Below are 5522 nucleotides of genomic sequence, written 5' to 3'. Positions count from 1 at the left end.
CGATAGCGGTGTATCAGTCACCACAACAGTGACTGATGAATTGCTATCGCGAGCAGGCTCACTCCTACAGGAGGGATGGGTTCGGGATCAGTAGTGATACCACTTCACTTCGAGCATGACTTCCGTTTCCGGCGTGGCGATGTGGCTGAACTCGCGCTGCGCACTCAAGCGCAAACCCAGATTGCGCGACAACTCCCACTGCTGATTCAGGCTCAAACTGCGCCGCACTTCGCCATTGGTGAAGTAATCACCCTTGGCCTCCAGGCTCATATTTCCCAGAGGATTGCGCCACAGCACGCCGGTATTGAAACCACCGGCCGGCGAAACAAATTCAGCAAAGTCATTGTTGTGCTCAACCCGCACGGTGCCCAGCGCAAACCCCAGCACATCATCACCCAGCGCCCACGTGCCGCCACCGCCACCATTCACATGACTGACCAGCGTCTCGTCATCATGCTTGCCCGGCACGCGCTCAAGACCACCGGTGACTTGCCACGACAACGGCTGCAACAACTCATTGCGCGGTGTCAGCGAGCGAATCGTCGCCAGATCCAGTTGCTGGAACTGCCAGTGATTGCCCTCGTACTGACGCAGCTTCATTTGCAGGATTTCAATCTGCGCGCCGAGCGGGAAGCTTTCGGCGTTGTCGTTGAGATCGTGATAGGCCATGCGCAAACCGTACTCGCCGAACGCACGATCGCCGCGCGTGCCGAGGCCGGCCTGCCAGGTGCGCGATTCGTGGCCGTCTTCCGGCAAGCCCGGTTGCGGAATCTGCAGATCGGGTGCCGGGTTTTTATTGATCGCTCGCAGCAGTTCGAAACTGCGTTGCGCCCGTTGCGGATCACGTTCCTGGCCGTTGGCGCGGTAGCGTTCGAGGCGATATGCCGCGTCGATGATCAGTGCCTGACGATCGCGGGGCAGGGCTTTGAAGGTCGGCTCTTGCAGCACTTGTTGATCGGCGCTGACTTTCAGCACCCAATCCTGTTCTTCACCCGTCAACGGCTCAGCGCGGCTCAGCAGTTCGCGCTCACGAGAAGGGCGATATTCGATACTTTCCACCAGCCCGGCTTCTTTCACCGCTTTGACGGTGTCGGTCGGAATTGCGGTCAGCGGGAATTGCTCGGTCAGGCGCAGACTTGGGCGGGCCACTTGCAGCAGCTCCAGCAAGCGGTACGAGCAGTTTTCATCGAAGAAGAAATAGTCGAACTGGATCTGCTTCAACTCCCACACATGTTCGACCATGCGTGCGGTTTCTTCTTGCGTCAGATTGAGTCGGTATTCCCACAGATCACGATTTTCCAGGCTGCGGTATTCGGAGAGTTTTTCCTGATACGGCACCAGCGCGAACAGGCCCGGATAGCCGCCCATCAAACCTTTCCAGGCGTAGAGGATGCTGTTGTCAGAGCCCTCGATGTAGGCGCCGAAGTTGATCGCGTAGCTGAGCAGCGAGGTCTTGTCGGCCTGCACGTCAGCTTGGTCGATGCGCAGCAGGGTGTGGCCGAACATCGATGACGGACTGTTCAAATACGCCGCCGGGAAGATCATCACCGCGCTGTGCGGCGAGACGTCCTTCATCCATTTTTTGTACTCGGCGCACTCAGGTGTCGGCAGATCTTTCAGATTGAGTTGCGCTTTCAGCCAGCGCGTGCGCGCCGGGTAAACGCACTGCGCATGCTGCTCGCCGAGACTGGCCGGGGCATACAGCGCTTGCACGGTCGCCGCCAGTTCATGATCGGGATGTTCATTGCCATCAGGCGCGAGAAAGAATTTCTTGTCGCTGACATAGCTGCGCCAGCCGCCGAGTTTGGCGGTTTCGTAATGACCGAGGGAAATCCAGAAGCGGTCGTTGGCCAGTTGCTGCAAACGTTGAGGGTCGACATGGGGCGCGGCGGACAGCGGGGCGCAGACACAGAGCGCCAGCCAGGCAAGGCGTTTGAGCATAAGTGGCAACTTAAGTCGAAAGAAAATAAAACCCGAATCGGGGGTATGAACACTCCACCCTGTGGCGAGGGGATTCATCCCCGATGGGCTGCGAAGCGGCCCCAAAACCCGTATCCCCAATGCATCAGCTATACCGCATGCACAGGTTCACGACTGCTGCGCAGCCGATCGGGGATAAATCCCCTCACCACAGGTTCAGCGTCACGGTGGAATCACTGCATAAAAAATAAAACCCGCTCCCCGAAGGAAGCGGGCGGGGTCGAGCTTAAGCCTGCGTTGCGTACTTGGCCAGACGAGGATCCGATTTCAGTACGGCCAGGGTGTTGGTATGCACGTCTTCAGCGGTCACGTCAGCTTTGCTGAAGATCTGCTGGAAGTGCTCGTGAGTCACAGCAGCGAAGTGCGCACGATCTTCCGGCGCCACGCCCAGTACCACGGCATAAGTCGTCAGCGCTTCGCCGTTGCCTTTGGCCATGTCTTCGGACAGCTCGTTCATCATGCCATTCATGGCAAACCAGGATTTGCCGCCGTAGGTCAGCGACGCATTGGTCGAGCAACCGTTGGTGCCGGAAGTCATACCAAACGTAGCGTTACCGGAAGTGCCGTTAGTGGTGGAAGCGAGGAAGTGAGCAGGGGTGCCACGCTGACCTTCGAACAGCATGTTGCCCCAACCGCAATCCGGGCCGCCTGGAGCTTGCGCCATTGCGTTGATGGATACAGCGGTGAAGAGAGTACCGAGAAGAATCCGTTTCATAGCTTTGTTCTCTTTGTGTGCATACCAATGGACAGGGTTCTGGCCCCCAAGCGCTGTACAAGACAGACCCAAACGAAGCCAGTGGGCCGGTATTAGTTCCAGCCGCGCAGTTTGGAGTTTAGGCACGTTCCTGCGGTTCCGTGATTTTTTACAAAAGATTCGGTAATAACCCCGGTTTCAGGGGAGCCGGTGCGCAGAGATCCGGTTGTCTATGCTTTGTCACATGGCGCGCCTTGCCAGTGGGGCACGGGCAGCGCCAGAATGCGGCTATCTGCCCCGCCTGATTGTTAAGGAAGCCCGATGCCTGATCCTGTTGCTGCCAGCTTGCGTCTTGCGCCCGAAGCGCTGACCCGTCCGTTTTCCGCTGAACAGTTCAGCTTCACTACCACCAATGATCTGGAGCCCTTTCGCGGTGTGCTCGGCCAGGAACGCGCGGTCGAAGCCTTGCAGTTCGGTGTGGCCATGCCACGCCCCGGTTACAACGTGTTTGTCATGGGCGAGCCCGGCACCGGCCGTTTCTCGTTCGTCAAACGCTATCTGAAGGCCGAAGGCAAACGCCTGCAGACCCCGGCGGACTGGGTCTATGTGAACAATTTCGATGAGCCGCGCGAACCCCGCGCACTGGAGTTGCCATCCGGCACCGCCGCTTCGTTCATCGGTGACATCAACGGTTTGATCGACAACCTGCTGGCAACGTTTCCGGCAGTCTTCGAGCACCCGTCCTACCAGCAAAAGAAAAGCGCCATCGACCGCGCCTTCAACCAGCGCTACGACAAAGCCCTCGACATCATCGAGCGGCTGGCCCTGGAAAAAGACGTCGCCCTCTATCGCGACAGCAGCAACATCGCCTTCACGCCGATGCTCGACGGCAAGGCGCTGGACGAAGCCGAATTCGCGCAGTTGCCGGAAGCTGATCGCGAGCGTTTTCACGATGATATTTCCGGGCTTGAAGAACGCCTGAACGAAGAACTCGCCAGCCTGCCGCAATGGAAGCGCGAGTCGAACAATCAACTGCGTTCGCTCAACGAAGAAACCATCACGTTGGCGCTGCAGCCGTTGCTGTCGCCGCTGTCGGAGAAGTACGCCGAGAACGCGGCGGTCTGCGGTTACCTGCAAGCGATGCAGGTGTACCTGCTGAAAACCGTGGTCGAGCAACTGGTCGACGACAGCAAGACTGACGCCGTGGCGCGCAAGCTGCTCGAAGAGCAATACGCGCCGAGTCTGGTCGTCGGTCATCCAGTGAGCGGTGGCGCACCAGTTGTATTCGAACCGCACCCGACTTACGAAAACCTCTTCGGTCGTATCGAATACACCACCGATCAGGGCGCGCTCTACACCACTTATCGGCAGTTGCGTCCGGGCGCCTTGCACCGTGCCAATGGCGGCTTCCTGATTCTTGAAGCGGAAAAAATGCTCAGCGAGCCGTTCGTGTGGGATGCGCTGAAACGCGCCCTGCAATCGCGCAAGCTGAAAATGGAATCGCCGCTGGGCGAGATGGGCCGTTTCGCCACGGTCACGCTCAATCCGCAGCACATTCCGTTGCAGGTCAAAGTCATCATCATCGGTGCGCGGTCGCTGTATTACACGCTGCAAGACCTCGATCCGGACTTCCAGGAGATGTTCCGCGTTCTGGTTGATTTCGACGAAGACATCCCGATGGTCGACGAGAGCCTGGAGCAATTTGCCCAGCTGCTGAAAACCCGCACGTCGGAAGAAGGCATGGCACCGCTGACCGCCGACGCGGTGGCGCGTCTGGCGACTTACAGCGCACGGCTGGCCGAGCACCAAGGGCGTTTGTCGGCGCGTATCGGCGACCTGTTCCAACTGGTCAGCGAAGCGGATTTCATCCGCCATCTGGCTGGCGATGAAATGACCGATGCCGGGCACATTGAACGCGCCCTGAAAGCCAAAGCCACGCGCACCGGACGTGTGTCGGCGCGGATTCTCGACGACATGCTCGCCGGGATCATTCTGATCGACACCGATGGCGCGGCAGTCGGCAAGTGCAACGGTCTGACCGTGCTCGAAGTCGGCGACTCGGCGTTCGGTGTGCCGGCGCGGATTTCCGCCACGGTGTATCCGGGCGGCAGCGGCATCGTCGACATCGAGCGTGAGGTTAACCTCGGTCAGCCGATCCACTCCAAAGGCGTGATGATCCTCACCGGGTATCTGGGCAGCCGTTACGCGCAGGAATTCCCGCTGGCGATTTCCGCGAGCATCGCGCTGGAGCAATCCTACGGTTACGTCGATGGCGACAGTGCATCGCTGGGCGAGGCGTGCACGCTGATTTCGGCGCTGTCGAAAACCCCGCTCAAGCAGTGCTTCGCGATCACCGGCTCGATCAACCAGTTCGGTGAAGTGCAGGCGGTCGGTGGGGTCAACGAGAAGATCGAAGGCTTCTTCCGTCTCTGCGAAGCACGCGGGCTGACGGGCGAGCAGGGCGCGATCATTCCGCAGGCCAACGTGGCGACGTTGATGCTTGATGAGAAGGTATTGGCGGCGGTGCGTGCCGGGCAGTTCCACGTTTACGCGGTGCGTCAGGCGGATGAAGCGTTGAGCCTGCTGGTCGGCGAACCGGCGGGTGAGCCGAACGCCGACGGCGAATTTCCGGAAGGCAGCATCAATGCACGGGTGGTCGAGCGCTTGCGCGACATCGCTGAAATGATCAGCGAAGAAGACCTCAAGGAAGCGGAAAAGGAACTGGCCCAAGAGGCGTTAGCCGAAGCAAAACCGGCCTAAAGCCTTACGCGATCAAACTGTAGGAGTGAGCCTGCTCGCGATAGCGGAGTGTCAGTCGGCGAATGAGTTGCCTGACACACCGCCATCG

3 protein-coding genes are annotated in these 5522 nt (G+C 59.3%); 1 reads left to right on the top strand and 2 read right to left on the bottom strand.

The genetic code is table 11. The features are described 5' to 3' along the window. Positions 1-87: 87 nt before the first annotated feature. Both QMX93_RS29490 and QMX93_RS29485 read right to left on the bottom strand, forming a co-directional pair. Positions 88-1941: a DUF4105 domain-containing protein gene (locus QMX93_RS29490; RefSeq protein ID WP_282359081.1), complete on the bottom strand. Its 1854-nt coding sequence runs from the start codon at positions 1939-1941 to the stop codon at positions 88-90. A gap of 265 nt (positions 1942-2206) precedes the next feature. Next, positions 2207-2695, bottom strand: coding sequence for a DUF3015 domain-containing protein (locus QMX93_RS29485; RefSeq protein ID WP_007909797.1), 489 nt, complete (start codon positions 2693-2695; stop codon positions 2207-2209). A gap of 300 nt (positions 2696-2995) precedes the next feature. On the opposite strand from QMX93_RS29485, the gene QMX93_RS29480 reads away from it, so the two are divergent. Beyond that, positions 2996-5434 carry an ATP-binding protein gene (locus tag QMX93_RS29480; protein ID WP_053123997.1) on the top strand — a complete coding sequence of 813 codons (2439 nt, stop codon included), beginning with the start codon at positions 2996-2998 and terminating at the stop codon, positions 5432-5434. Positions 5435-5522 lie beyond the last annotated feature (88 nt).

Source organism: Pseudomonas sp. PS01303, from assembly GCF_029959385.1.
Lineage (GTDB): Bacteria > Pseudomonadota > Gammaproteobacteria > Pseudomonadales > Pseudomonadaceae > Aquipseudomonas > Aquipseudomonas rustica.
Note: the sequence above shows the minus strand (reverse complement) of the source record. Positions and strands in the feature narration are given on the sequence as shown.